This is a genomic window from Paenibacillus sp. Dod16 (assembly GCF_049893405.1).
In the GTDB taxonomy this organism is placed as follows: Bacteria; Bacillota; Bacilli; order Paenibacillales; family Paenibacillaceae; genus Paenibacillus_AQ.
The window spans coordinates 1-26,732 of sequence record NZ_JBNDYG010000051.1; the positions used below are offsets into that span (position 1 = coordinate 1).

Consider the following 26,732-nt stretch of genomic DNA (forward strand, 5'->3'; position numbering starts at 1 on the left):
CATTTCTGCTTGGGGCATTTCTGCTTGGGGTTTGACCGCTAAAGATTTCGCCGATTCGTGTATCATCCAGCCTGAAGTTGAATTGTGCGTTATGGAAGCCCATATCTACGTATTTTTGACACTCCGGATATTTATGGATGTCATAATTCGGAACGGGGAATATTTTACCCCATTCAACGCCCAGCGTCTCCAGCGCTTTGGCAAACGCATTTTGATGCGCGTTATCCCGTACAATCAGGAAAGCCAACGTTTCACGGAAGGTTTTGTTTGTGCTCATCTCATAGATTCGCGTTTTTTGGAGCACTCCCGTTGATTCGAGCACGACATTATCAAGTAAATTACTAACCAAATTTCCGTGATCGTACACGTAATTACCCTGCCATGGGTTTCCTGCGGCATCAACAGGCAAAGAACTTTGGGCCCCCATAATGAAGTGATGCGGATTCGCATGCTTAATCGCTTCATTCAGCGGAGCACCGTCCGTTCCGGCATTACCTGCGCCTTCTGCGCCCGCGCCTGTCAGCAGCTGGTTTATTGTATGTTGAACCAACTCAACATGGCTTATCTCCTCCAAGAAAACGCCACGGATCAAGTCACGGTATTGAGTTGCGTTCCCTCTGAAATTATTGCTTTGGAAAAAGAACTGCATCAACGTCCGCATTTCGCCGAATCGGCCGCCTAACGTTTCCTGCAGCACTTTTGCAGCTGCTGGATCGGGTTTATCCGGAACGATCAGATTGATCAGATCCTCTTTGTAAAAATACATGTAACGTCCTCCCGCTTCCTCAATATTGTCACGAATCCAGTTTGCGTTAATGTCCCATTTCCCATGCATCCGCACCTTCAGACAATGATTTCCTCGAAAAATGCCTGTACCTGCTTCGAAAGAATTAAAAGATACTCTCCTGCACATAATGACTCTGTTTGTATTAAACACAAAAGGAGAGAACAACTTGGGAATTCTAAGCGGCAATCCTAAAAATGAGCCTATGCATTATGGTGAAATCTTCAGTGTATGGGAAACGTCCATGATGGCAAAAGGCATGGTTTCCTGCTACGAGGCTTATATGAGTCACGCAGGCGATAAAGATCTCAAAAATATGCTAAAAGATCTGCTGGATCAAGCAAAACTTGAGATTAAAGAATGTGATGAACTGCTTACAGATAACGGAATCGCCCCTGCACCGGGACTTCCCGAAAGACCCCCGGCCAAACTTGAGGATATTCCAGTAGGTGCAAGATTCACAGATCCTGAAATTGCAGCCAAAATCGCTGCTGATACATCACTCGGACTCGTATCATGCAGTAAAACCATGGGGATGTCCATCCGGGAGGATATTGGAGCCTTATTCGCTAAATATCATCTCACCAAGACGGCGCTGGGTGTGCGGATCCTCCAGATGAATAAGGAAAAAGGCTGGCTCATTCCTCCTCCTCTTCAAATCAAGAGACCTGAAGAAAAATAGCCCAAAGCACAAAAACACGCTGATCTCCGATGAGGTCAGCGTGTTTTTTCTTTGTTTAAAATTTGTTAATCACAGATTGACCTTGCCGAAACTCAAGCCCGTTGTTTTTGAACAGGCTCGTGGTCCCGAAGGAGCCACATGTGGTAGAAATATTCAAAGATACCGGCTAACACCGTAATCAGCAAGATCTCCGGTAAGGTCAAGGTCCAGTTCGCCGATTCGCTGATAATCCACAGCATGACGAATACCAGTCCCGCATCTCCAATGGTAGCCATCATGTTATTCGTCCTCGGCAAAATTAAAAGATCACCCACCAGATAAGCAACAATCCCGATACCCAAAGCAGCAATAACCGCTGATGCAAACGTAGCATTCGATAGACCGACTAGGATTGCCGTAATCATAACACCATGCACCAGAAGCTTAACTAGTAATTTCTCCATTCGGATCACTCTCCTTATCCTTAATGTTATCCCTCTTATCATTTATTACCCAATTTTATCTGTTCTACGTTTCCCTCCGTCTGGATCCATGCGTTCATTTCGAACTCCAGATATCATTCCATGGTCAGAGACAGGCTGCATGGACAATTTACCGGTTTGTGCTTGATTTCTCCCAATCAGAATCATACCTATAATGACCAGGAGTCCCCCGCACCACTGCTCCCAGCCGGCCGATTCCTTTAATAGGATGACCGAGAGCATTAAAGCGGTGAATGGCATCATCCCCGAAAAAGCTGCGGCCGTTGAAGCCTGGCACCGCTTGATGCCGGCATACCAACAAATAAAAGCCAGCGCCGTTACAATAGGTCCATACCATACCAGAGCCAACCACTCCTTTAGCCCGATCGCTGATAGTGAAGCTGCGGGGTTCTCAAACCATGAAGGAACCAGGCAGAGCATGAGGGCAAGTGCAGAGACCAATGTCGTTTGGACTATAGGATGAATATTCTCATCGTATGTCTTGTTTTGCTTGACTGAACTGATCCGAGACAGGATGTTAAAGTAAGATTCACTCGCTGCTGCGCAGAGGACTAGCGCGTTACCCCGTATATGATGAAGGGAAAATGAAACATCCGATGAAAATAACCCCTGGATCACGATAACGCCTCCCACCGTACTTAGAACACCTACTAGCTTGGTGCGGTTCATCGATTCTTTCAGCAGCATGCCGGCCAGAATAACGGTAAAGGCAGGCGTGGCACCCGTTAAGATTCCGGCTTCAGCAGAACTTGTATGTTGTAGGCCGTACAGTAAAAACATCCGAAACAGAAACATTCCAAATAACGCCTGGAAGAATAGAATCCTCCACTCTCTTATCGATAAACGACGGACCGTCTTCATCAGGTTCCTCAGGCACAGCGGCAGCAAACACAGAAGCGCAAAGAACAAGCTGACTGCGGTAATGGTGAAAACCCCTAATCTTTCGTTCAAAAACCAACCGGTAATAACCGAAGTGCCCGCAAGTGAAAATGCGCCCAACAGATACAACATCCCTTTCCAACGCTCCAAACAATCACATCCCCCAACCATCCTAGGACTAATAGACATTGATATATGCTACAATCATAGAGTGTGAACTGGTATGGAAAAAGTGCCAGTTAAACTAGAATTTATACAGACCAGTTGGAGGTCATGCCCTAATGTGGGGAATTGAACTGATACGGAGCAGCGAAATTCCGCTGAAACGCCAGATTTATCTTGCCGTCCGGGACCAGATTATTAACGGGAAACTCAAGGAAGGCGAAGCACTGCCATCTACTCGTGTTTTGGCAAATGTGCTGCATGTTTCACGAAACACCGTAAATGAAGCTATTGAGATGCTGCTCGTCGAAGGCTTTGTCGTAAGCCGCCAGGGAGCACCGACCCGGATTGCCGAAGGTTTGTCTCTGGAGGTGCCTCCAGTCGAAGAACCGCCGAAGCGAGTAGAGAGTCCCCTATCTTTTTTAGTTGATTTCCGGACGGGCCAGCCGGAATTAAGGCAATTTCCACGGTATCTGTGGCAGCAGATCTCGCAGAAAACTTTAAGCGAGATGCCTCATGATCTGCTAGGTTATACGGGCCCCCAAGGTTTGCCGCGACTGCGCATGGAAATCGTTTCATGGCTTTACAGGAGCAAAGGGCTCTCCGTAGATCCTGAAGACGTCTTTATAACGGCAGGAGCTACCCATGCACTGCACGTCATTGCTGACTTGTTGTATGAGGATGGAATGGAAATTATGGTTGAAGACCCCTGCAACATCGAGATGCTGCAGACATTTATTAATAAGGGCTACAACGTCCAGCCTATTTCAGTGGATGAACATGGAATACAGCCAGACAAGCTGAAAGGAAAATCATCTTCACCCGTCTATATCACGCCTTCGCATCAATTTCCTCTAGGCGGAATCCTGCCCGCTGACCGACGTGCCGCGTTAATCCGTTTCGCACGAGAGAACCAAAGCTATATTATCGAGGATGATTATGACAGCGAATTCCGGTATTATGGTGATCCGGTATCGCCGTTATATGCCATGGACTCAGAGCGGGTAATCTATATCGGTACTTTTAGTAAAGTACTCTTTCCTGCTCTTCGAATTGGTTATGCGATACTTCCACCTAAGCTTCAGCAACGCTGGCGTTTTCTCCGCACTTATACGGATGTCCAGAATCCGCCGTTTGAGCAAGCAGCACTGGCTGAGTTTTTACATACTCGAAAATTCGACAGACATATTAGGAAAATGCGGAGGTTATATGGTGAGCGTAGAGAGGTGCTTCTATCATCACTTAAAGAGTGTTTCGGGGAGGCCTGGCACCCCTGGGGAGATGCGGCAGGACTGCATCTTGCCGTTGAGTTTCCCGGAATTCATTTTGATGAGTCGTTCAGAGAAAAAAGCCGGTTAAACAGAATACGCATTACGCCTGTGGAGCATCACAGTATTCAGAAGGGCATGCATGTAAATAAGCTGCTTTTGGGTTACGGTCATCTGAACCCTGATGAGATCCGCAAAAACATGGCGTCATTGCTCACCTATTTGAAGGAGCAGGGCCACTATGAATGAACGAAGGAAAGGCTGCCGGGTTGGCAGCCTTGTTTATTTGATAAACAGAGCAGAACTCTATCTTCCCTTACTTACTGGATGTCTCAATTTTCTTACCTGCAAGACGTTTCGCAGCTTCTTCGGCTTCCTTATAAGCCTGTTCTAGAATTTGATCCCTATCGAAAAATGCATTTCCTTGAGCCCGGATGATCTGATAATCCATAACCCCCATAAAGTTAAACATGGATTTTAGGTATTTATGCGAATATTCCACCTCGGTATACCAATCATTATTTGTATAAATGGCGTCACTCGCCTGAATGACCAGCAGACTGCGGCCATCGGTTAGCAAACCTTCCGAACCCTTCTCCGTATATTGGAACGTCTCTCGTGCAATGAGGATGTTATCGATATAATCCTTAAGCTTCGAAGGAACGTTGAAATTGTGCATCGGCAAGACGATGACATATTTCCGTGCCGCCTTAAATTGCTGTAGAATGGCGGACGTGCGGACCGTTAGCTGTTGTTCCTCTTCGCTAAGCAGCTCCCCTCTTCCCTGTTTGCTCCGTAGCTCTAGAATCATATGATCTATGGCAGGTATAGAATCACGGTATAAATCGATTTGTTCTATCGCTCCTGCTGGGCTCCATTTCGTGTACGCCTCCAAAAAATGCTGAAGCACCTGCAGGCTGACCGATGTCGCTGACTCCACCCTCGGATGTGCGTTGATGATGAGCATGTTCTCCATCGTATATCTCTCCTTTTTCGTCTATTTCATAATGTAGACAAATAAGGCACGCCAAGTGTGACATCAATTAAGCTTTTTTGCATAAATCAATGGCTGTAATGGAAATGATATCTAATATACCGGCGCGTGGGAGTGAATATATGGATCTCAAAGAAAGCCTTGCTGAGTATTTCAAAGCGAATGCTGATTATTTCAATGTAGAAATTCGATTGCAGCAGTATCAAGTTCAAGTGTTTGGTTTAGATTCGTTAGTTGATCTGCCCCAGAGTATCGCATCCCTTCAAACTCAAACCTCAAATCTGGTCAAAACCTCCCTGCCGCCCGCTAAGCTTCTTAAAATTTTGGGCGAGCTTGTAGAACCTAATCTGGCATCGATTATACCTGACATCATGAAGGGCCACCTGATCCTGCTGGAGCCTCTGTCAGGGACATGCTGTGCCGTTCTTCCGATATCGAAAAGTGTCACCCGCTCGGTCTCAGCGCCTGAAACGGAAAGTACGGTATACGGCTCCAGCAGCTCTTTTCAGGAGGATATCCATACGAATATCGGCATCCTTCGAAAACACTGCACCGGATCCAGCCTTCAGGTAGAATCGTACACGGCAGGGTCAAGTCACCCCAAGTCGTTATTGCTAATCTATCAGGAGGACAGGATCAACCCCCAGTTACTGCAATCCATTCAAGCGAAGATCAGAGCAGGATTACACCAGGATGTTCAACATATCCAACAGCTGGAGAACATGCTGGGATTAAACAAGTGGTCGTTCGTAACCAACTTCAACATGACGGAGTTGCCGCAAAATGCAGCTCACGCCCTTCAACAAGGTAAAGTGGTATTTATGATTGACCGTCATCCTTTTGCAATCATTTTACCCAGTCTCGTCATGGATATGTTCTGCATGAAGGACGATCATAATTACCCTCGCACCTTCATGTACCTTATCCGTCTTTTGCGAATTGTGGGCGTCTTGATCGCAACGATTATTCCTGGGTTATATGTGGCCTTAGTGTCCGTTAACCCTGAAGTACTGCGGCTTCAGCTGGCCTTGTCGATTGCTAACAGCCGGCAGGACGTACCTTATCCCGCCTTTGTCGAAACGCTGCTGCTCCTCATCGTTCTAGAGCTCATTCTTGAAGCAAGTGTTCGACTTCCAAAAAGCGTGGGACCCACGATTACGATGGTTGGCGGTATTATACTGGGCCAGGCAGCCGTGTCCGCTAAACTTGTCAGCAACCTTCTGATTATCGTGCTGGCGGGTACCACGATTGCTTCTTCTACTGTAGTGGGGTTTCAGAACGCTGTATCTGTTCGCGTGTTCAAATACCTGCTGATCATTTTATCCGCCATCTATGGGATGTTGGGGCTCCTTGCTGGAATCGTGGTCATCTGTGCCTATATGGGTCATCAAAAAAGCATGGGCATTCCTTACTTGTCATTTCCAACATTAAATCAGAAGGATGATCGCAATGGATAAGAGTGGTTATCAAGCAGCCATCGTGTATGTGGTTTGTCATATGGGTCTTATCTTTTTTCTCTATCCTTCCGATTTGTTTTCAGCCATGGACATGGGGCATTGGATCGGAATTTCCATATGCTATGCACTGCATGCGATAGCCCTCTACATGTATGTCAAAGGACTGCAATGGGCCGCGCATCGGAATGTCGTGGATATTTTCGGGAGCGTCGGCAAATTTCTTCCATGGCTACTCCTGCTGCCTGCCTTGCTCTACTTCGGCGTAGCCATTATCATAACGATCCGAGCTTATTCCGAGATGCTCACCTTAGTATTCTTATCGAGCACGCCGCTGTGGGCGATCCAGTTGTTACTGATATCCATTGCTTTCCTCATGGCTTGGCAAGGAATGAGCAGCATGGCCCGAACCAGTGTCCTGCTGGTTATCCTGTTCACAATCCCCATCCTTTTTGTTCTCTGCTTTAGCTTTCAAAATGTGGATTGGTATTACTTGCTGCCGATCATTGACCCTGGTCAATCGTTCCATTTTCTTGCGAAACCTGATTTTCTGGTCAGTTTATTCGTATATGCGGGCGGCTTCTTTTTCCTGGGGCTGTTGCCGCCCTCTATACAGATCAGCACCAAAAAAATGATGCTAGGCTGTCTCTTGCTGTTTCCCATGTTCTTATTGTCCGTATATTTGCCGCTTCTGACCTTTGGTCACGCAACCGCCGAATTATATGAATTCCCCATGCTAATGACGATAGACACCGTGAACATTACATGGCTTTTATTTGATCGGGTCACAATCTTCTTTTTATTGAGTTTGATGGCTTTTGCATTTCTGTACCTGGGTGTGACGTTATGGGTTCTCGTCACGCTTGCGAAGCGGGCCGTCCCGTTCATTCCTCAAAACGTTCTCCTGATTGCGCTGACCATCGGATTGTTTGCCATATCCATCGCCATCCCCAACTGGGACTACCTTAAGACGCTGCAAGGGTGGATAATTCCACTGAGGCTGTATATGTTCCTGGTGATTCCGCTGATCACGTTTATCATCGGTTGGCGGCACAAGCATAAAGCGAACCGTACGACGGAGGTAACTTAATATGGACAAGCTTGCCACCATCCGAATTACCTTTAAATTCGTTCTCCTGCTGGTAGCGATGGTTCCCTTCGTAACCGGTTGCTGGGATATCAAAGACATTAACCATCGCTCGCTTCCGGTCATTATGGGCATTTCGTTAACCGAGGAGAATCAATACAAGGTGTTTCTGGATATTCCGGCAACCAATGAAACGAGCACCGTAAATATCGTTTCGGAAACGGGTGACACCATCAATAAAATTATTGATCATATTAGCATGAATATGGAGACTCAGGTCGATTTGCTGCATTTGAAAATCGTCATCGTGGATAAAAATTTTGCCCGTAACGGCATGGAAGACATTATCTCCGCGTTTAATCGTTCCAGAGACATCTCCTCCAAAACGCTATTTGCCATCAGTGATCAAGGGCTGGATCAATTCTTTTCGGATATGGCAGCCAAATCGGAGCACAGCGGCAATATCATTTATGATTTTTTTGAAGAAAACGCCGGCTGGAACCCTCAATTGGCGGATACCCGGATATGGCAAATGTTTCGCAGCATTCATTCCTATACGCATGATGTCATCGTCCCGATCATACGTTCAGGAAGATCCACAAGTATCGAATGCATGGGTTCGGCCATCATCAAGAATGGCAGAATGACGGGTCAAATCGGATCCGATGAAACGTTAGTAGCCAATGCCTTTTATGGAAAAAGCGCATTCGGCAAGGTGGAGATTATGGACAGCACCACCGTACAAATCATTAGCAACAGGCTTACCCATCACAGCTGGATGAAGAATGATAAGCCTTACCTCCGCAGCCATCTCAGGCTGAAGGTCACCATTCTAGATTCCAGGGGGCATCTAACGGAAGAACAAATTAAGGAGAGGCTGGAGGCGCTGTTGACCTCTCGTCTGGATCAAATGTTCAAGAAAACGCAAAAAGAACAAGCCGATATCTTTGCCTTGGGCCAATATTTCAGAAATCACCTGAATCGTGAACAGCTGCGGGATTGGAGAACCACTTACTACCCGAATCTGGATTTCAAACTGCATGTAACAACCATCATTGAGAATCGGGGTAATCTGAAGAACCTATAAATTCAGGATAACGGATTAGACTGCATCACAATTTATCAAAAAAACTGCACCTCCCATTGTTAGATATGTCTAACAGTGAGAGGTGCAGTTCAACCGGCGATCCATAGGTTACGTGGTATGCCCTAGGATTTCACTTAAAGCATCAAGCAGCGCTTGATTTTCTTCCGCGGTTCCTACCGAAATCCGAATATGCTCAGGCAGTCTCCAACCTTTGGCGTAGCGGACGATGATCCCCCGCTCCAGCAGCTTATCCATGTGAATTCATCTTCTACACTTCGCTGTAATCGATCTCCAAAAACTGTTCGACTTCCTTCTTCCAGCGATTCTCGACGAAGTCCACATGCTGCGGGTGCACATTATAGGCATCATAATCGGCTTCGTTCTCAAACACCATCGAGAAGCCGAAATCATATGTATTTTTAGGACTGATTTGCTTGAATATCTTAAAGTCTTGAACCGTTGGAATCGTGCTGAGGGCAGATCGTCCATCCTCCAGGAAACGCTGCTCCTCCGCTGAGCCTTTCTCATGTTTAAGCGAAAAAATAACGGAATGAATGATTTGGTTGGTCGTCATGTTCGTACAGCTCCTTTATTAAAATTCTTATAAGGTTGAGATCATCTTGTACAGCTAGAAGTGTTGTGGCTAGAGTTACATCTTATTATAACGGCAAAAGTCAAATAAATCGCTACAAAAAAGGCACCCTTTTCCACATAAATTGGAAAAAGGTGCCTAATATCCAGCAAACTACACTACACCGGCCAAGTCGTAGAACATGATGGTATAGCCTCTGCAAATTATTTTGTCTTCTTAACGTGATTTGTCAGCAGATCAAGTAAATAGGCTTTTAGATCAACCATTCGTAGATGCTCAGGCTTTTCGTCAGTTCCAACAATGATAAGCGGGACAAGCGACTCGGTTCGACGGAGCGAGCCATGACCCCCGCCCCCCTCATGTGTTGGTGAACTTCGGTCTGCCAATTCGTATCCCGGTTTAGCCGTCACGACCAAAAATTTACCTTTATGAGAATTCAGCGAACCGGACAACCTCTCCAGCACATCGGGATATTGTCCGTAATCCAAGGTTCGATGATCGGCATTTAATGTAAGGTCCAGCACCTCGGCATCCTGCTTCACGGTCCACGTTTGTTTATAGCGATCAATCAGGTTACCTTTCGCCTTATATCGGAGTTCTTTCAAAGTGGAGCCTTGAAGGACATGCATCCATTCGTTTTCTTTCCAAGCAACAAAGTCGATACGGTCATCCTTGCTCAGGATTTCCGCCAAGCTTCGCAGGGAACGATTGGGTTTGAAATTATATACATAAGCCATCGTTTCATTGACTGCAAGGGCGACCTCGGTTTCAGCTTTTACCTCTTCGCCCGGCTTTAGAACGGAGATGCCTCTCAACATAGCTGGCATATCAATCACGGAACGCTGATTCGCTGGAAGAAGCTGTGTCATTCCGCTGTCCCCGGCGATGACGAAAATAGCTTCATTTAACGCTTTTTCCCGCGAACCGAAGGAATTCAATACGGATTGGAGCTGCTGATCCAGCTCTTTGACTCCTTCAAGCGAAGACGGACCCTTCTTGTGAAGCTCCTGGTCCATATCCGGTAAATAAACATACAAAAAATCCGGCAGCTTGTTCGCTTGAATTAAATAGTTCAAAGCTTCTATTGCATACTTATTGTTTAGCCCCATCCGGTCGGTGAGATGATCAGGCAAATTCTCCGCACCTTCTAAGGGATTAGACAAGGCTCCCAAAGTTAGAAAATCCGGCCCCTTGACTTTTATTTTTTTCTGCAGTGTTGTCGGACCTTGAATCCAATCCGGTATCGTCAGCGTATGCTCGGTCGCTCCCCGATATATCAAGCCGTTAATCGATCCTGATTTCAAGCCAGCACGGGCTAAATCTTCATAGATCGTTCGTGAATTCGAGTTTAAATGTTTCCCGTTCAAATGGATTAATGCATCGGTCAGGACCGGATTGATGCCTTGTCTGAGGATTTCCATCGGTCCGGTACCGTAGTTGATCATTTTTTTATCGTCGGAAGAATACCATAGGAGACCCGGTATACCATGGTCATTCGGATTTTTCCCGGTTAACATCGTGCTGTCAATCGTAACGGACATCGTAGGAAATGAGCTAACCATATCCTTATGGTATTGTCCATGTTCAATCAAATACTGTATGGTGGGCAGCTGTTTTTGTGAAATGCCCTTATCGATCGCCTGTGCCATGAGTGAGTCGACCATCAGGAATATGACTTTCTTATGTGTGGCCCCTTGTTCGGATTTAACCCGCAGCAAATCCTGTTCGGCAGGTTTTTGATGCTGGCAGCCCACAATCGTGATCAATACAAGCGACAGCATTATGGTTATAATTCTCTTTATCTGCATTTCCATTCACCGCCTTAGTACATTTTGTCACGGAGATGGGAATGTCATTCGAGGGATATTTTGCATATTTCTTCACGCCTGTTTGTCCTAATAAAGAGAGGGCTTGTCGCCCTCTCACCAAACACAAAATCAGCTTTCCACTGGACTCCCCTGTGGTTTCGTCAATTTGAAGAATGATGCCGCGCCCAACACGGAAGTGAAGAACAATATGGCCCCCATCGGCACGGCTGTGGATTCGTCAATACCGACCAGCGGTGACACAATCGAACCAAGCATCAAGGGCAGCAAACCAATGACAGCACTTGCGCTTCCTGCCCGATGACCTTGTTTCTCCATGGCCAGCGTAAATGTGCTGGTAGCCACCATGCCGATTGTAACCATATACATAAAGATCAAGATGACAATGATCGCGAGAGGCCCTCTGAGCATCGTCATGATCAGGAGCAGGAAGGTTGCACTTACGGAGACGATGACCCCGATTCGAAGCAAATTCCGCTCATGGATGATGCCGCCAAAACTACCAATAATAAAGCTCCCCGAAATAATGGCGATTCCATTGATTCCGAACAGCACGCTAAATACCTGCGGTGACACACCGTAAATTCCTTGGTATACAAACGGCGTCCCCGAAACGTAAGCAAAGCTCCCTCCGTGAATAAAGCCCACTGTCAACGCATATCCGATAAAGGATCGATCTTTGAACAAGCTTCCCATCGTACGCACGGAATGGGTAAGGGAGCTTGGCGTTCTTCTCTCCCGCGGCAAGGTTTCCTTCAACCGAAAAGCGACGATCAATACGATGACTGCACCGAACAAGCTTAAAAAATAAAAGATCGAATGCCAACTTGCACCCGGCATAAGCAAAATGGCTCCACCGGACATCGGTGCAACCATAGGGGCAACCGCATTAATGACGGATAATAAGGCAAAAAACTTCGTAAGCTCGCGACCGCTGAACACATCCCTTACTACGGCGCGCGAGACGACAAGGCCGGCAGCTGCCGTAAATCCCTGCAAGAATCTGGCGATGATAAGGGTCGTAATATCGGGTGCCAATGCACAGAATAAGGAAGAAAGAGCAAACAAGGCAAGCGATATGAGCAGCGGTCTTCTTCTTCCTTGCGCATCGCTGATCGGTCCCACAATGATTTGGCCAGCCGCAAGGCCGATCAGACAGGATGTCAAGCTAAGCTGTACGAGCGACGCCCGCGCGCTTAAATCATCGGCAATGTCGGGAAAGCTCGGCAAATACATATCGATATTGAACGGTCCTAATATGCCAAGCAAGCTGAGGAGCAAGGCTAATCCGAGGCGTTCTTTTCCTGTCGGGTTATGAAGCATATGTGTCAAACACCTCTACTCTACTATTTTTTTGTATTCTTATAATGTATCAGGTTTGTCCAAAATAGAATAGTGCGCCCGCAAGGTTTATACGGTATACGTATAATTCCGGACAAAAGAAGAGCCCGGTTCTAATCAAACCGCGCTCTTCCCGTTTTTATAAAGGATACGGTTAACTTTCTCGGAGCTCAGCAGCATCATCACGGCAAACAATAGAATGACGACAGGGAACAAACCTATCGATATTTGAGCCGCAACTATGCCAAACAACGGAGGCAGTATCGTGGTGCCCGTATAAGCTACAGCCATCTGATAGCCCATAATTCTGGATGAGTGGGCTCTGCCGAAGCGGGCCGGCGTTTCATGCAGCAAACAAGGAAATATAGGCGCAAGCCCGAGTCCGATGACAACCAAACCGATTAGGGACAAATAGGGATGCAGCGGCAGCAATAACAGGATGGCCCCTGCAATGGCTGTCATCTGCCCGGCCCGGATAAGCGTGAGGTTGTTGAACTTCAGCGTTACGAATCCGGTAATAAATCGGCCGACCGTGATGCCTCCATAATACATGGAAACCCACACTGCTGCTGTTTCTAACGGTAAATCTCTGGTCCCGACCAGAAAGCTCGCTCCCCATAAACCGACGGTCATTTCCGTTCCGCAGTAGAACAAGAAGGCCATCAAAGTAAACTTAACCCCTTTCATTTGAAGCGGGTTTCTTTGTTTGCGTGCGGCAGCCTCATCACCGCTCGTTGATTCGTTTCTCGTATGAAGTTCCTCCATGCCTTGGGGCTGATGTTTGCCCGCCACGATCCTCCAGAGCGGAAGCGTGAGCAGCAGGATGAAGACCAGCACGAATTGCAGCATCGATACGGTATAATATCCGTCTCTCCATGCATCGTTGGTCCCCATCGAATAAGACATGATGATGGGTCCTAACGTTGCGCCTACGCCCCAGAAACAGTGCAGCCAGCTCATATGATGGGCCTTATAATGGTTCGCCACGTAGTTGTTCAACCCCGAATCGACTGCCCCTGCACCTAATCCAAGCGGAATCGCCAGCAAAATCAGCCAGAACAGCGATGGCGCAAACGAAAATCCGAGGAGCGCGCTCGCCGTCAACAAACAGCTGACAAACGTAACGATACCCGTTCCGAAGCGTTCAATCAAACTTCCGCTGACCAAGCTGGATACAATGGTGCCTCCGGTTACGACCATGGATAGCAGCCCTGCGGATTCGAAGGCTGCGCCGATCTCCGGCTGCATGGCCGGCCAGGCGACCCCAAGCAAGGAATCGGGAAGCCCTAAACTAATAAAGGCCAAATAAATAATAAGAAGAAAAAAAGTTACCACAAATTAAGGTCCTTTCTACGACGTGATCATTCAGATAATGGGATTGTATAGGAAGTGATCTCCTTAATTTTGGCAGCTTTACCGCTGCTAAACCGGTACACGTTACAAAATGCCAGGCGCTTCCGGTCATCGAATACAAGGATCCCTTCCGCTGCGCCGGTACTGCCATGTGTAATCAGATGATGAATATGCAGTTCGACTGTCTTGCCATACTTCACCTGACATAACGATTCAATCACTTGTTCCTTCCCTTGAACGATTCTTTCCCCAACGTAATTTAGCTGAATCCCCTCCGTGAAATTCTCATTCATAAATTGTGCGTCCATGCCAGCCATAGCGATGTGGAGTTTCTTAAGCAGCTCCTTCTTCGGTGCGTTCCCGCAATCCTCAGCGCATGTGATAACGAAATCTTTTTTGCCTGTGACACTATCTGCCATAACCAAACCTCCAAGCCCAGCTTCGTATGTAAGGGGAGTTTTCATCTATTCTAATCCTTGTTCGGAAATATGGAAAGGTTAGGTATGGCTTTTATTCCCGAAATGAAAGCTCAGGAATGAAACGCCCTCCAAAATTCACTCTCCGTATTGATCATGTCCTTGATCTCAGTGAAAGGAATTGTGAATGTCGGAAAACCCGCTGCGTAAGGAGCGATCTCATACGGTGCAAACACCAGATGCAACGCGTCCTCGGTTACATAGAAGGGCTGGTTTGCTGCAATTCCCTTGTAGCTATCCGGGAATACGTACGAATACTGCGGATCCTCTTGTATAAGCTTGCCAACGATACGGCTGAGCTCCTTCACATAATCGATGCCAGGCTTAAACAAGTCCTTCAATTCATACATCCTGCCGTTCTCCAGGTTGATCACAGCGTAAACTTTGGTTGGCATGCCATGTGCGGCACCGAAGGGATAGTTATAACCGTTCAACTCTAGTTCGAGGAGCTTCTGCTTGTAGAAAATGACGTCAAAATCACCTGTATACGTGTAATCAAGCTGTTGATTCTCAGGAATGAATTTCACCTGTGACATTTCTTTAAGCTTCGTATTCAGCGTTTGCTGAGCTGCCTGATCCCTCATACCTTCGATCTGTGGATAGTAGACCAAGTAATCCGGATTGGGTTTGTACTTTTCTTCCATTACCTTATAAGGTGGTTGCAGCGGAATCACCGTGTTCTGCTTCCAGATGACGTGACCCGACCGATCTACGTAAGACAGCCGCTGATCGACCAATGCCTTAATTAGCCCGCCTGGTTCGAGCGTGAGCGAACCGCTGCCGTTCACTTGAGGATACCCCGGGGCCGGTCTGCCGGTTCGATCAATAAAATACGTCTGCTGTGCATCATAAACGGATGCCAATCCGTGCTTGTATTCCGATACTTCACGGTATACAAAATCGGATAACCTCTTTCCATCCCAATCCGCAATGGCATAGATCGAACCGATATACGGCTGTGCAGGATCGATCGCACGTCCAAGCGCAAACCGGTCTTCATTCAAATCCCGAATATCGTTATATTCCGGTTGGATGACCCACTCGCCCTGTTTATTAATGACGCCATACTTCGACTTGTAATCTTCAGCCGTGTTGACGATGGCTCTGTCATGATGAAAAGGAAATGCCGAAGTATAGGTCGGCGGAATGACGATGTTCCCCTGCTCGTCGATATAGCCGTATTTGCCAGTGCTATCCTTCTGATAAGCAAGCAAGCCATCGCCGGGCGGTCCGACGTAGGCGAATGGATAATTGGCCAATCGGCGGCCATGGAGATCAACGAGCGCGTAATGACGGTCTTGGATTTTCACAACAGCTTTGCCATCGACAAAATCATTCGCTTCCTCATATTGCGCCGGGATTACCTCTTGGCCTGTGGAATCTAAATAGCCGTATCTGCTGTTCGCGCTATCGCCACTGCCATTATCGGTTACATAATAAACCGCTCTTCCTTCTTTAAGTTCTGCGATATACGGATAACCTCGTCGTGTCAGAACTACTCCTTGTTCGTTAATCATCTTAAAACCTTGTTCATCGATCACGGTCGCTCGATGCTCCGAGAACGGGCTGATGAACTGATATATAGGCTTCACTACAAAACGGTCAGTCCTGTCGATGAGGCCATACTTCCCCTTCACGCCTACGATCGCGAGACCATTGTCCTGAAAATCCTGTGCATCATCGTACTTCGGCTCAATGACCATATTTCCGCTGCGATCAATGTATCCCCACTTCGTTCCGTTCGTCGTTTTCACGGATGCCGGAAATAACCCGACATGCTGCTGGGACTGCCCTCTGCTTGCCAGCATCTCCTTGATCCGTTTCTCAAGTTCAAGCAGCGTTTCGCGCGCCGGGTAAGGTTCTGCGAACGTAAGTGCTTTGCGGACCGACACAAGGGCTGCTTCCGGCATTCCGGCCCGATACTGTGCCTCCGCCAGGTAATACCAATAATATGAGTAATCCGGATGTTCTTGCGTCAGTCTCTCGTAGTACCTAACAACGACAGGATAATAATAGGGGTATACATCCGGTGCAGTGACTAAGGCCCCTTGGCTCCACCTGACGACCTCGACTCGATAAGCTTCGCCTGTATCGTGAATCCAAAGCGCAATTTCAGCCTGGCCATCCGGACCCGAAGCACCTGGCATGTCGGCAATTTCGATATAACTGTAATATATATCGGCAGGTGCGATATCTTGGAGGCCCTCTGGTGTCCAAGCGTATATCGACAATTTCGACCAGATGGAACCGAGCTGCCATCCCACGATCAATTGATTCATATGAGGGTTCAACACCGGGGCCGCGTTCAATAAATGAACCGCATATCCCTCCCCCCAAGACATTGGCTACGACCTCATATCCGCCGTTGCGGTACTGCAGCACAAATAAATATAGTGCTTCATTGAATCGGGACACACCAGCAATCTCCGGTATGTGATCTCCCGTTACGTCGGCTGCGATAACCGCAGGATGTTCTGCAGGTTTATCGATTCGTACAAGTTCAGCACCGCTTGGCAGATAGGCCTTAGCGATTTGTGCCAAATGCTGATCATTAACGGACATTTGGGCATCCTCCCTTATTCAGAGCTTTCTCGCCTAACTGTATGCAGAGGATGGTCAAATATGCACCTGCAGGCAGGTTGGAATGGCACGTCTCACCCCTGTGTTCCATTGTCGGATGAACGCAAGTTAAAAAAACGACTTGATCACGTTAGGCAATCAGATCGTTCTCTTCACTTCAAAATGGTTTGCTGACCATGAAGTATAAAATAACAATGGGCAGCAGGGTGGCTATTGTCCCGCCTAAAGCCCAATACGTCGAAGCTCTTTTATAACCGGCTGAAATGACCCCATCCCTAATGGATTGCAAACTATGCCGAATCATCCCTTTTTGCAGCGGAATCAAAAAACCTGCCCACAGGATCCCCGTAACGCCAAACAGAATCAATGAGGCCATCAGCCAGTTCATTCCGCCCATTGCATATCCGGCTTGAACAGCCATCATAACGCCTGAGACGATAATTAGCAGCAAACCTGGCAGGGTAAATACCATATCGGCTAACATAACATTCTTAACCGTATTATGGACTTCGGCCGGATCCCCTTTCAGGTCAGCTCTTATTTTCCAGAATGCCGCCGTAATGATATTACCGAGAAATAATACGCATCCGGCGATGTGCAGAAATAACCACAGCGTCATAAGCCATCCTTCCCCTCTTTCCGGTGCCCGGGCCGGAGAATATCGATGATGAATTCGGCATAATCCTTCGTGCTGAATGCATGACTATTTACACCGATAAGCCCCCGCATCCGCAGTCCGAACGACAACAGCTCGAACAGCTCGGCGGTGCGTTCCGCATCGATGGATTCCGGTATAACCCCTGCTTCCTGGCCTGTGACAATCCATAGCTTCGAAGTGGCTGTCGCTTCCCTATAGAAGCCAGCCACAATGTCGGCGATTTCGGGCTGATCGCTTTTGCCAATCAGGTACATGAAGATCAGGTTGCTGACATCATCACGACTTTCCAGTCTCGACATGCTGTTGGTAATGGTATTCATCGGTCCGTCAAACTGTTTGACGTCCCCTTGCTTGTTCACTTCGCTCATGAACTGCTCGTTCTGCTCGGCAAGCTTAGCCCGTAATACGTGCACAAACAGCTCATCCTTACTTGAAACATAATGAAATATGGCGCCTTTAGACAAACCGGAACGCTTCATGATGTCATTAAGGGTGGTTTGGCTGCAGCCTTGCTCCCTAATCAGGTCTTCCGTGGCTTCAAGCAGTATTCGCTTGGTTTGCTCTCGCCTTTCTTCCTGCTTCACTTATTAATTCCTCCTTGATGATAAGTTGATTACCCTTGAGGTGGAAGCCAGCCCGCCATAAGAACCGCTGCCAGAAACACGATTTGGAGAAACGTTCTCGGTACGATTGGAGTGACCGGCTTACCGCCAAGTGACAAATGGTGATTCGCTGCGTATACATTGGCGGGAAACATGGCGATCAGCATCAGCGCCAGACCGGCAGAGGCCCATGCTGTTGTAGCCGGAATAAGGATGAGCATCGCGCCTGCAAGCTCCAGCACACCGGTGATGGTAACCATGAGCGCAGCCTTCGGTATTCCTGGCGGGATCATGGCGATTAAATCGGGTCTTCGTTTTCCCCAGTGGGCAGAAGCCGTTAGCAGAAACAGGACCGCAACCGCAAATCTGAGTGAGATGACCCAGTCATTCATATACTCCCAGCCTGCAAAGCCGAGCGTCCGAAACAAAAGAAGCGAAACCAACATGGCTATAAACGGAATCATGACCTTCACCAACCCTCCGTATATTTGTAGCTTTATTATATATACCGACCAGCGGTTTGTAAATGTGAATTTCAAATTTATTCCTTTAAAGACTTCAGTCACGTTCAGCGTCGAATAAAAAAGAAAGCAAGCAAGCCTGCGGCTGCGTTCCAACCCGGCTTGCTCTCATCTCTACTCTCTTATCATAGGTCTGGCCTATTATGCTGCGTCTTTTTTTTCTTCATACATTCGAAATAGCAGGATATACAGCACCACACTGATTAATGCCGATAGCAAGATAATGCTGAATATACCCATAGGCTGCAGCCAAGTGGACAGAAAGACCGTCACCGGTGCCAGAAATCTTCCGATCGTAAACTGTAAGCTGTCAGCTCCCATATACTGTCCTCTTGCATGCTCCGGAGCATAACGGCTGATAAAGCTTTGCGTCACGGGGGAACGGACCATTTCGCCGAAAGTGAAAATAATGGTTACAAAGAATAGGAACCAGATGTTTGTGTTCAGCCCGAGTGCAAAAGTGCCTACTCCGGATAACAGGGAAGACAGTACGAAGACGTCACGCTCCTTCCAATCCCGAAACCACTTGGTGACCGGGAGAATAAAGAGAACGAACAAGAGCCCGTTAAGCCCCAGCACCCACCCTAATATCTCCGTGCTCGAAAGCATAAGCGAATGCCCATTCCAGGAGAACAGCGCCTGGGATGGTACATAATCGATCACATATACAGCCAAATACAGATCCAGCTGCATGATGGCCACAAGAGCAAAAATCCCCGCCAATATGTACACCAAAAACACCTTATCTCGAAAAATGACGCCATATCCCTTCCACTGTTCCTTGAATACCTGAAGAATCGAGCCTGTCGGCTTCGTGCGTTTTGCAGGCGCCGGCAGGGTCTCCTGAACGATGAAGTAAATCGCGATAAAATAGATCAGTAAGACGAAGGAACAAGACCACAGAAGCTCCTGCCGATACTGAAAAAAGAAAATGGCCCCAAGCGCCGGACCAAGCACGGCTCCCAAGTTGTTCGCCGTCATGAACGTTGCAAATACCTGCCGGCGTTCTTCCACCGGAACCAGATCGGCTACCATCGCGGAGCTGGCAGGCCTATAGATGGCGCCCCCGAATCCGATGCCGATAAATGCGGCATAATCGATCCAGTGCGAAGGCGACAGCGCGAACAGCGCAAACATGACCGTCTGCAGCGAGGCGCCAAGCAGCATGATAGGGCGGCGTCCCAGCCGATCGGCTAATGCGCCGCCGAGCAAGCTGCCGATGATGCTGAATATCGGCGGAACCGTCATGAGGATTCCCGCGATATGATTGCCTAAAGCCGCTCCGAAATAAACCGTTATGAAGGGAAAGTACATCCAAAACAGCATATTGAACAGCGCTTCACCCAATAATCGAACCTTTAAATTGTTATTCCATAATCGTATTTGCACAGGACTCCCTCTTTCTATCCGAACAGCACAAGTAAAAAATGCGATATACCACGTCCCCCGGCCGGGTATTACAAACTATAAAACATTTCCCTGGCAAAATATAGACTTATATTAAGCGCTGAGCTATACTAATAATATGAAAGCCGAATATCGTCCGATTCAATTTAGATGACCCACAAAACGAACATTTGTTCCATATATGACAAGACGCTCCCGCGGGAGCGTCTTTTTTCGATGCATGGAGCTGGATGCAGGCTGCTTCTCCAACGGGACTTAATCAGCCAGCTTCTTCAATTCATGCAGATGATCGAAGATCATCTGGCAGACCTCAGAGACCCGCTCCCGATCCTTGTACGTTAGCCAAGCAAATTCATCAATTTCCGAAGCCGGGCTTAACTCTCCTTCATACTCCGCCGTGTAACAGGACATCGTTACTCGAACGCCCTCCGATTTGCCGTGAGCGCCAGCGCGGAAGCTGCCAGCATGCGCCGCGGTCTCCGGATTGATACGAACGGACAGTTCCTCCTGGATTTCCCGCACCAGCGTGTCGATATCGGATTCCCCGGGTTCTCGCTTTCCTCCCGGCAAGTAGTACGTATCCTTTCCTTTGGAACGAGCGCCCAATATGCGTCCTTCCGCGATGTGGATCCAGGCGATTTTGTCAATCTCCGTTATCATATGGATTCCTCCCCTCATCAGATAAGCTTAACGCTAAGCCGTCTCTTGTTGTTCCCGTTTCCCGCCTAATTTAAATACCAGAATCCCGCCAACAATAACAAGAACACCGATCAGCTGATTCATGGTAAACGGAACCTTCTCTAACCCTAACCATCCCAGGGAGTCCCACAACAACGCAAAACCGAGCTGCGAGGTCATGACAATCGAAATGGCGAATGTGGCACCGAGCAGCCTTGTCGCCTGCACCAGGCAAATCACCACGCCGACCCCAATCAACCCGCTAATCCAGTACCAAGGCTCCATGTTATGTAGGGAGAACGTCCCTTTGCCTTCTACAACAAGACTCATGCCAAACGAAGCCACGAAGCCCATGCCTAACACCAACGTCGTTGTAGACCAGGAGCCTGTTTTCTCATTCACTCTGTTATTGAAAATATTCTGCAAACTAACCAATGAACCCGCGATTAGTGCCAATACCAATCCTGCTATCATGTTCCATCTCCTCACTTCATTGATTCATCCTCACCAAGCGTCATTCTTCGTAGATGTTGCCTCCCGCTACACTCGTCAACGCTTCCCGATCTTTAATCAGAATGAACCCCTTGCGGCGCTCGATCAGCCCTTCTTGACTGAACTTCAGAATCACCCGGTTTAAATGCCGGTAGCTGGTGCCGAGCAGATTCGCGATATCCGTCAGATTGTAAGCGGCCGGATCGTTGGCAGCGAACGTGCCTGACTCTTCGTCAGATACGGATAATAGATAGCTGGCCAGTCGCACCTCAACCGGATGCAGCAAATTAAAACTCAAGAAATTGGATTTAATATAAAACTTCCGCGTAATGATCCGCAGCAAAAATTGCAGCAATGACGGATGCTCCTGTCCGTATTTGCGAAGCCAGCGATAATGCACGCCGATCATATACACAGATGATATGGCCTGTACCGTATTGATCAACGGATTGCCTTGAATGTATTCAATATCTCCGATCACCTCAAGCGGTGTTTTAAAAGATAGAACAAGCGCCTTGCCTTCTGCGGAGGTCGTGAAGATTTTTATCTTCCCTTGAACCAGGATATACAGCATCTCGGCCGGCTCGCCTTGCGTGCAGACGATGTCGCCCTGATCGAAGTGATATAACACCAGATATGGCATTAAATCATCGTGAAATACGGACTGGATCTGGTTGCTCAGCAAAAAATGCTGCATGAGCTCCGCATTTTGAATTTCCTTCACATCTCTCTCTCCTTTCCCGAACATTTCAATGGATCACTTGCTTCCATATCATAATTTGATTATCACGACACCGGCGATCATCATCCCGATCCCGATGAATTGAGGCAAGCTCATTCTCTTCTTCACCACGCCGAACCATCCGTTGCTGTCAATCAGGAACGTCAAGAATAACTGGGCAATCAACAATGCGGATATCGTTAATGTGACGCCGATGTTCTGAATCGCTGTCACCTCACTGAATATAATGGGTGCCCCCAAGGCTCCCCCGATTAGATAGAGCGGCTTCACTTGTCCAAATCCTTGTCTGCTTCCGTCCCGGACGAACAGCAAAATGACCAAAGCCATAATAAATCCGGTCAACTGCGTAACGGTCGCTGCTTGCCAAGTGCCCATATCCTGGCTAATCCGGGCATTGGCCACCCCCTGCAGCGTAATGCAGGCACCGCCAATGAATGCAAATAAGATTCCTCTCACGATACATACTCCTTTTTCTATAGGTCTGTATACTATTAAAAGTGAATTCCCCAAACTCGGGAAAGGACATATGTCCTGAAATGAAGGGAATTCCAAATAAAGCGATGCCCAAAGACACGAATTTCATTATATACTATCGGTCGGCTTGGCATGTAACATACAAAAAAGCTGCCGGAATTTCCTTGGCAGCTTAACAGATTGTCGCGATGGAGTAACTTATACGTATGTAACTTAAACATATTCAGGATGCCCATGCCTTTTGCAGCCGAACCAATAACAAGCGGTCAGCATGGAGGGACGATGATCCATGACGGGATATTCCCCTTCTGTGAAACGCGAAATGATCGTTTGGTAATTTTCAATATCGCCCAAGGCGAAGCGGATGCTTGCCTGGTTTTCCTCATCAAACTCATCTTCTTCCGGATCATGTTGAATATCGGCAATCCATGCCCTGTTTTCCTGTACCGCCTCGGCTGCAATTTCCTCGGCCCTAGAGCTCTGCCCAGCACGAATCAGCGAATAGATAAACCGATTCACCCAACGAGGATCCTTCGCGTATTCGCGCCAGCCCTTCTCGTAAAAGGTAACGGCGGAATGGTATTGCCCCATCTCCAGATACAATTCCGCGATCTCGACATCTCCGATATAGTCGTCTGTCTCGCTCATCAATTTCTCGATCATCGCAAGCGCTTCGTCATATCGTTTCGTTTCAACTAAACAGGCCGCATATTCATATTTCGTATATTCATTTTCTTCGGCTGCAGCAGATTGTCCAAAGTACGTCACGGCCACTTCCACATTCCCAAGACGATAGGCAGCCACGGCTGCATTATGCAACGCAGCAGGCGCCGGATAAATCCGGAGCCCCCGTTCTAACGCTACAAATGCTTCTTCCCATCTTTCTAGATTCAGGTATGCCTCTCCTAACAAATGATATGGAAAATAGGATCGAGGCTGAAGCTCGATGCACTCCTTCAACAGCTCAATCGCTAGATCCTCGGCCGCTTCCCAGCAGCCCTGATCGTCCGGTATTCCCTCGTGAACATAGAAAAACGCCAAGTTATGAAGAGATTGAACATCTCTCGACTCCCTGACAGCCTGTTGAAACAGTAACAATGCACGCTCGTAATCATTCGATTCAATTGCCTCCAAGGCAAGTTGGTTTGTTGTCATGCTATTCCCCTTTATCTATTCGTCCATATGCTCTTAAGGTGCATTATAGCATCCGGGGCTTCTGATTTTAATCCCTTCACCAGGTATAAAACCGTTTAAACCAACATTTCATCTATGACTCTATGATCATTTTGTTTTAAAATATAAATAGATGTCACATTATTGACGTAACACCGACTGGAAGGAGCTCCTCTAACATGATGCCAGACAAACAAGAGCAAGGTCCCGATGAACAGGGTGGATTACAATTACAAGCGGATTGCGAACGCTGCTTTGGATTATGCTGCGTCGCTTTACCTTTCGCCGCCTCCACGGATTTTGCCATAGACAAAGACGGCGGAACCCCTTGTCACCATCTGCAATCCGATTTCCGCTGCGGTGTGCACAGCAGCTTGAGGCAGCGAGGTATGAGGGGCTGCACCGTATACGACTGCTTCGGAGCGGGACAAATGGTTTCACAGGTTACCTATAACGGACGCGACTGGCGGCAGGCCCCTGGGACGGCAAAAGAAATGTATGACGTATTCCCGATCATGCGGCAGCTTCACGAGCTATTATGGTATCTGAACGAAGCCCTGACTTTGCAGCCGGCTCAAGACATCCATACCGATCTGAGATTATCGCTAAATGAGACACGACGGATGACTCAGCTTCCTCCCGAATCTTTGTTAAGGCTGAATGTTGCAGCTCATCGGGCAGACGTGAATCAGCTGCTTCTTCGGACCAGTGAGCTTGTGCGGGATGATGCGCGCAAGAAGCATAAGGGGCCGCCCGTGCGTCAAAAGATCGGGGGCCGCGGTGCTGATCTGATGGGAGCTAAACTTAAAGGAGCAGACCTAAGATACGCCAATCTGAGAGGAGCTTATCTTATTGCCGCGGACCTCAGAGGAGCCGATCTGCGGGCTGCCGATCTGATCGGTGCCGATTTCAGGGACGCAGACCTGAGAGGAGCCAATCTGGCGAACAGCCTCTTCCTTACTCAATTCCAGGTTAACGCGGCAAAAGGGGACGCCAATACCAAACTGCCTCCATCCTTATCTCGACCGGACCATTGGACGCGTTAACGCTGAATATATCGGGTAGAACAGCTGATGATTTACTACCAACACCAAAAAGCCGGCAGCTAACTTGCAGCCGGCTTTTTTTGGTAGTGGCCGAATCGCCGACACTTAACGCCTGTAAACGCTTCAGTTATGGAATTGTATTTTAATTTCACATAGGCTTCTTCCATGAATCCTTCAAAGGAACGATACGGTTAAACACCAGTCTCCGTTCGGTCGTATATTTGGAATCCACGCAGAAATAGCCGTGTCTGATGAATTGGTACGTTCGGTTTTGGGTCGCCTCCTGCATGGAAGGCTCCAATATAGCATTTTCGATGCGAATCAACGATGCGGGATTCATTAGCTCCTCCCATATGTTCCCCGATTCAGATAACTCGGCAGATTCCTTCAGCAGCTTATCATACAAGTGAAGTTCCGCCGGGATCCCGTGCTTCGCAGACACCCAATGCAGCGTTGCTTTCACCTTCCGCTCATTAAATCCGCTCCCGCTCTTCGTTAATGGATCATACGTGCAGTGGATCTCCATGATGCCCCCCGTGGCTGGATCTTTCACGACATGTTCGCATTTGATGAAGTAGGCTCCTTTCAAACGCACTTCCTTGCCAGGAGATAACCGGTGAAATCCAGGAACGGGCTCCTCCATAAAGTCCTCACGCTCGATGTACAACTCCCGTGAAAAAGGAACCTTCCGCTCACCCAATGGTTCATCATTTTCATGATTCGGTATGGCAAGCATCTCAGTGCAATCTTCTGAAAGATTCGTGATGATCACCTTCAGCGGCTTCATGACAGCCATTGCGTTATAACACCGTTCCTTCAAGTCTTGACGGATATAATGATCGAGCATGCCTGAATCCACCAGACTGTTGCCGCGAAACACCCCGAGTTCGCCTAGAAAACGCCGAATGCCTTCAGGTGTCACGCCTCGCCGCCGTAATCCTTTCAACGTTGGCAGTCTAGGGTCATCCCATCCGTCGACAATGCCCCCCTCTACCAATTCCCTCAGGTATCGCTTGCTCGTAACGTATCCCGAGATATTCAATCTTCCGAATTCCCGCTGTTTCGGCGGCTCGGTTACTTCCAGCTCCGTAAGTACCCACTCGTATAACGGTCGATGATCTTTAAATTCGGCTGAGCATAGCGAATGGGTAATTCCTTCGATCCAGTCCTGGATCGGATGGGCGAAATCGTACATCGGATACACACACCAAGTTGTTCCGGTCCGATAATGCTTCGCATGAATGATACGATACAGGACGGGATCTCTCAGGTTCATGTTGGGGGACGACATATCGATTTTGGCTCGGAGTACTTTTTCCGACGTATGGAATGCTCCCGCGATCATTTGCTCAAATAACGCCATATTCTCCTCAATGCTGCGCTCCCGAAACGGGCTGTTGATGCCGGCTTCGGTCAGCGTTCCCCGGTATTCCGTCATTTGTTCGGATGTGAGATCTCAGACATAAGCCTTCCCTTTGGCAATGAGTTTCCTGGCCGCTTCAGCGATTTGATCCGCATAATCCGACCCGAAATAAACGTTCGGCTTAAGTCCAAGCCACTCGATATCCTCCTGAATCGCATGCACATATTTGATATCTTCCTTCAGTGGATTCGTATCGTCGAACCGAAGATTGAATGTTCCATGAAACCGGCTGGCGATGGAGTGATTAATGTAAATCGCATAGGCGCTGCCGATGTGCAGATAGCCGTTGGGCTCCGGCGGAAATCGCGTAGCCACCGGCCTGTGATGCACGCTGTTCTCTACATCCTCCTTGATCATCTTGGTCAAGAAATCCACCGTTTCTTCTCCTTTGTTTTTGTCGTCGCTCATACCTGACTCCTCCTTACGTTGTTTGATCTGCCGTAATTCCATGAAAAACAAAAAAATCCCG

General features: G+C 47.9%; 25 protein-coding genes and 2 pseudogenes. 6 read left to right on the top strand and 21 right to left on the bottom strand.

What is annotated here, in order from left to right; translation table 11 throughout:
- A partial coding sequence (locus ACPV3A_RS30345; RefSeq protein WP_426203350.1) for a manganese catalase family protein occupies window positions 1-766 on the bottom strand: 766 nt, incomplete at its 3' end.
- 187 nt (window positions 767-953) lie between these two features.
- On the opposite strand from ACPV3A_RS30345, the gene ACPV3A_RS30350 reads away from it, so the two are divergent.
- On the top strand, window positions 954-1,466 hold the full coding sequence (locus ACPV3A_RS30350) for a DUF3231 family protein (RefSeq protein ID WP_194542269.1): 513 nt from the start codon (window positions 954-956) through the stop codon (window positions 1,464-1,466).
- A gap of 92 nt (window positions 1,467-1,558) precedes the next feature.
- On the opposite strand, the gene ACPV3A_RS30355 is transcribed toward ACPV3A_RS30350, so the two are convergent.
- Together ACPV3A_RS30355 and ACPV3A_RS30360 are read right to left on the bottom strand one after the other, a co-directional pair.
- Window positions 1,559-1,909 carry a DUF2512 family protein gene (locus tag ACPV3A_RS30355; RefSeq protein WP_194542268.1) on the bottom strand — a complete coding sequence of 117 codons (351 nt, stop codon included), beginning with the start codon at window positions 1,907-1,909 and terminating at the stop codon, window positions 1,559-1,561.
- A gap of 45 nt (window positions 1,910-1,954) precedes the next feature.
- The gene (locus tag ACPV3A_RS30360) at window positions 1,955-2,977 is read right to left on the bottom strand and encodes an EamA family transporter (RefSeq protein WP_194542267.1); all 1,023 of its coding nucleotides are present in this window, start codon (window positions 2,975-2,977) and stop codon (window positions 1,955-1,957) included.
- Window positions 2,978-3,108: 131 nt separating this feature from the next.
- Between ACPV3A_RS30360 and ACPV3A_RS30365 the strand changes: the two genes are divergently transcribed.
- Window positions 3,109-4,506 (top strand): PLP-dependent aminotransferase family protein, encoded by a 1,398-nt coding sequence (locus ACPV3A_RS30365; RefSeq protein WP_220685587.1) that lies wholly within the window; start codon window positions 3,109-3,111, stop codon window positions 4,504-4,506.
- Between the two features lie 67 nt (window positions 4,507-4,573).
- Here ACPV3A_RS30365 and ACPV3A_RS30370 read toward each other — a convergent pair whose 3' ends face one another.
- Window positions 4,574-5,233 carry an FMN-dependent NADH-azoreductase gene (locus ACPV3A_RS30370; protein ID WP_220685588.1) on the bottom strand — a complete coding sequence of 220 codons (660 nt, stop codon included), beginning with the start codon at window positions 5,231-5,233 and terminating at the stop codon, window positions 4,574-4,576.
- Window positions 5,234-5,373: 140 nt separating this feature from the next.
- On the opposite strand from ACPV3A_RS30370, the gene ACPV3A_RS30375 reads away from it, so the two are divergent.
- From ACPV3A_RS30375 to ACPV3A_RS30385, 3 genes are read left to right on the top strand one after another with little or no spacing between them, the layout of a single operon-like run.
- The gene (locus ACPV3A_RS30375) at window positions 5,374-6,708 is read left to right on the top strand and encodes a spore germination protein (protein WP_426203355.1); all 1,335 of its coding nucleotides are present in this window, start codon (window positions 5,374-5,376) and stop codon (window positions 6,706-6,708) included.
- Window positions 6,701-7,795: a GerAB/ArcD/ProY family transporter gene (locus ACPV3A_RS30380; protein WP_426203358.1), complete on the top strand. Its 1,095-nt coding sequence runs from the start codon at window positions 6,701-6,703 to the stop codon at window positions 7,793-7,795. The genes ACPV3A_RS30375 and ACPV3A_RS30380 overlap by 8 nt, the downstream gene beginning before the upstream one ends.
- Window position 7,796: 1 nt before the next feature.
- Window positions 7,797-8,879, top strand: a complete 1,083-nt coding sequence (locus tag ACPV3A_RS30385; RefSeq protein WP_194542262.1) for a Ger(x)C family spore germination protein — start codon at window positions 7,797-7,799, stop codon at window positions 8,877-8,879.
- 108 nt (window positions 8,880-8,987) lie between these two features.
- Here the strand turns inward: ACPV3A_RS30385 and ACPV3A_RS30390 are convergent, their stop codons facing one another.
- From ACPV3A_RS30390 to ACPV3A_RS30465, 16 genes and pseudogenes are all read right to left on the bottom strand, one after another.
- On the bottom strand, window positions 8,988-9,134 hold the full coding sequence (locus ACPV3A_RS30390) for a hypothetical protein (RefSeq protein WP_339223500.1): 147 nt from the start codon (window positions 9,132-9,134) through the stop codon (window positions 8,988-8,990).
- 13 nt (window positions 9,135-9,147) lie between these two features.
- On the bottom strand, window positions 9,148-9,453 hold the full coding sequence (locus ACPV3A_RS30395) for a Dabb family protein (RefSeq protein ID WP_220685592.1): 306 nt from the start codon (window positions 9,451-9,453) through the stop codon (window positions 9,148-9,150).
- Window positions 9,454-9,674: 221 nt separating this feature from the next.
- Window positions 9,675-11,279, bottom strand: coding sequence for an alkaline phosphatase family protein (locus ACPV3A_RS30400; protein WP_426203362.1), 1,605 nt, complete (start codon window positions 11,277-11,279; stop codon window positions 9,675-9,677).
- Between the two features lie 129 nt (window positions 11,280-11,408).
- Window positions 11,409-12,620 carry a Bcr/CflA family efflux MFS transporter gene (locus tag ACPV3A_RS30405; protein ID WP_426203365.1) on the bottom strand — a complete coding sequence of 404 codons (1,212 nt, stop codon included), beginning with the start codon at window positions 12,618-12,620 and terminating at the stop codon, window positions 11,409-11,411.
- A 135-nt stretch (window positions 12,621-12,755) separates the two neighbouring features.
- Entirely contained in the window at window positions 12,756-13,973 is a 1,218-nt protein-coding gene (locus ACPV3A_RS30410) for an MFS transporter (RefSeq protein ID WP_426203367.1), read from the bottom strand.
- A gap of 26 nt (window positions 13,974-13,999) precedes the next feature.
- A complete protein-coding gene (locus tag ACPV3A_RS30415) occupies window positions 14,000-14,410 on the bottom strand; it encodes a hypothetical protein (protein WP_426203369.1) in 411 nt (136 codons plus the stop codon).
- 110 nt (window positions 14,411-14,520) lie between these two features.
- A pseudogene (locus ACPV3A_RS30420) lies at window positions 14,521-17,029 on the bottom strand (WG repeat-containing protein).
- A gap of 175 nt (window positions 17,030-17,204) precedes the next feature.
- Window positions 17,205-17,666: a DUF2269 family protein gene (locus ACPV3A_RS30425; RefSeq protein WP_426203371.1), complete on the bottom strand. Its 462-nt coding sequence runs from the start codon at window positions 17,664-17,666 to the stop codon at window positions 17,205-17,207.
- Window positions 17,663-18,289: a TetR/AcrR family transcriptional regulator gene (locus ACPV3A_RS30430; RefSeq protein WP_426203373.1), complete on the bottom strand. Its 627-nt coding sequence runs from the start codon at window positions 18,287-18,289 to the stop codon at window positions 17,663-17,665. Before ACPV3A_RS30430 ends, ACPV3A_RS30425 begins: the two co-directional genes overlap by 4 nt.
- Before the next feature lie 29 nt (window positions 18,290-18,318).
- Window positions 18,319-18,771: a hypothetical protein gene (locus tag ACPV3A_RS30435; RefSeq protein ID WP_339224433.1), complete on the bottom strand. Its 453-nt coding sequence runs from the start codon at window positions 18,769-18,771 to the stop codon at window positions 18,319-18,321.
- A 198-nt stretch (window positions 18,772-18,969) separates the two neighbouring features.
- Entirely contained in the window at window positions 18,970-20,217 is a 1,248-nt protein-coding gene (locus ACPV3A_RS30440) for an MDR family MFS transporter (protein WP_426203374.1), read from the bottom strand.
- A gap of 273 nt (window positions 20,218-20,490) precedes the next feature.
- Window positions 20,491-20,895 (bottom strand): NUDIX hydrolase, encoded by a 405-nt coding sequence (locus tag ACPV3A_RS30445; protein ID WP_426203376.1) that lies wholly within the window; start codon window positions 20,893-20,895, stop codon window positions 20,491-20,493.
- A gap of 33 nt (window positions 20,896-20,928) precedes the next feature.
- Complete coding sequence (locus tag ACPV3A_RS30450; protein ID WP_194542250.1) at window positions 20,929-21,387, bottom strand: DMT family transporter; 459 nt, start codon at window positions 21,385-21,387, stop codon at window positions 20,929-20,931.
- Between the two features lie 40 nt (window positions 21,388-21,427).
- Window positions 21,428-22,129 (bottom strand): Crp/Fnr family transcriptional regulator, encoded by a 702-nt coding sequence (locus ACPV3A_RS30455; protein ID WP_426203378.1) that lies wholly within the window; start codon window positions 22,127-22,129, stop codon window positions 21,428-21,430.
- Window positions 22,130-22,177: 48 nt separating this feature from the next.
- Window positions 22,178-22,603, bottom strand: coding sequence for a DMT family transporter (locus ACPV3A_RS30460; protein WP_339223482.1), 426 nt, complete (start codon window positions 22,601-22,603; stop codon window positions 22,178-22,180).
- 231 nt (window positions 22,604-22,834) lie between these two features.
- Complete coding sequence (locus ACPV3A_RS30465; protein WP_426203381.1) at window positions 22,835-23,776, bottom strand: tetratricopeptide repeat protein; 942 nt, start codon at window positions 23,774-23,776, stop codon at window positions 22,835-22,837.
- Window positions 23,777-23,976: 200 nt separating this feature from the next.
- On the opposite strand from ACPV3A_RS30465, the gene ACPV3A_RS30470 reads away from it, so the two are divergent.
- Window positions 23,977-24,840, top strand: coding sequence for a pentapeptide repeat-containing protein (locus ACPV3A_RS30470; RefSeq protein WP_426203408.1), 864 nt, complete (start codon window positions 23,977-23,979; stop codon window positions 24,838-24,840).
- A gap of 148 nt (window positions 24,841-24,988) precedes the next feature.
- Here the strand turns inward: ACPV3A_RS30470 and ACPV3A_RS30475 are convergent.
- Window positions 24,989-26,671: pseudogene (locus ACPV3A_RS30475) on the bottom strand (glutamine--tRNA ligase/YqeY domain fusion protein).
- Window positions 26,672-26,732: the final 61 nt, after the last annotated feature.